At 72.2% G+C, this 1,071-nt stretch carries 1 protein-coding gene and 1 pseudogene; both read right to left on the bottom strand.

Going from position 1 to position 1,071, the window contains the following annotated elements; genetic code table 11:
• Window positions 1–266, bottom strand: a pseudogene (locus ENC19_RS29185) (hypothetical protein); the annotation flags it as partial.
• Window positions 267–343: 77 nt separating this feature from the next.
• On the bottom strand, window positions 344–877 hold the full coding sequence (locus tag ENC19_RS29180; RefSeq protein ID WP_164448487.1) for a type III secretion system chaperone family protein: 534 nt from the start codon (window positions 875–877) through the stop codon (window positions 344–346).
• Window positions 878–1,071: the final 194 nt, after the last annotated feature.

Genomic DNA, 1,071 nt, shown 5'->3' with positions numbered 1-1,071 from the left:
GCGCCGGCCCGGCCGGCCGGACCGCTGCTGCGGCGCCCGGCGCCACTGGACCGCAGCGTCTTCGTCAGTGTCTTCACCAGTTCCGGCTTCCGCAGGGCGGAGATGCCGGAGACCCCGTGCCGCCGCAGCTGTCCCCGAATGTCGTCGACCCGCATCCGGGCGATCTCCGACTCGGAGATCCTCGGCGTGTTCGGGGTCTGGTTGCCACCCTGCCGTTTGGTCCTGGTCGCGGTCCCGCCGCGACCCGAGCTGCTTCGCTGAGCCATGGACGCTCACGCTCCTCGCCACTCGCCGTCTCGGCGCGGCGGGTCCCAACGCCGCACCGCGCGCTGCGGCTTACCCGTCAGGAGCGGTCCGAACCTCCGGCGGTCGGCGGAGTCGACCGGGCCCCCGCCGAGGGCTCGAACAGGTGCGCGAAGGCTGCCAGGTTGGCGGTCGACTCACCCCGCTTCACCCGCCACTCCCACTCGCGGCGGATCGAGCTGCCGAACCCGATCTCCAGCATCGTGTCGAAGGACTCGTCGGCGTAGGTCAGTACCGCGCCGAGCAGCCGGTCCAGCTCGTCGGCGTCGACCGCGTCCGGGTTCACCCGACCGGTGAGGTAGACGTCGCCGACCGCGTCGATGGAGAACGACACGGCGTACATCTTGGCGTTGCGCTGCAACAACCAGGCCCACAGCTCCTCGCGCCGCTCGTCCGGCTGGCGCATCACGAACGCCTCGACCCGCAGCGCGTGCTCGCCGACGATCAGGTTGCAGATCGTCTTGAGCTTGTGCGTACCGGGCAGGGTCACCGCGTACGACCCGGGGCCGGTGGACTCGCAGGCGAGTTCCCGCTCCGCGCAGACGGACTCGATAAGTGCCCCGAGGTCGCTCATCCGGCCAACTCTACGGCGACCAGCACCGCACCGCCCGGGCACCGTTGTGGTCCGGCGCTGTCCGGTGGCACGTGGCCCGGCGCGAGCGGGCCCGTCTCGGCGTCAGCAGCGGGAGGCGGTGAGTTCGGCGGTGAGGCCGGCCCGGTGGTCGGCGACCGCCTCACCGTAGACGGCGAGCAGGCCGGCGGCGGTGC

The sequence above is a fragment of the Verrucosispora sioxanthis genome, assembly GCF_010560025.1.
Lineage (GTDB): Bacteria > Actinomycetota > Actinomycetes > Mycobacteriales > Micromonosporaceae > Micromonospora > Micromonospora palythoicola.
The sequence above is the reverse complement of the archived record's forward strand: the minus strand, read 5'-3'. Positions and strand labels throughout refer to the sequence as shown.

Bases quoted from the DNA above. Each gene is read 5' to 3' on its own strand.
- ENC19_RS29180 (WP_164448487.1), bottom strand. From the start codon at position 877: ATGAGCGACCTCGGGGCACTTATCGAGTCCGTCTGCGCGGAGCGGGAA.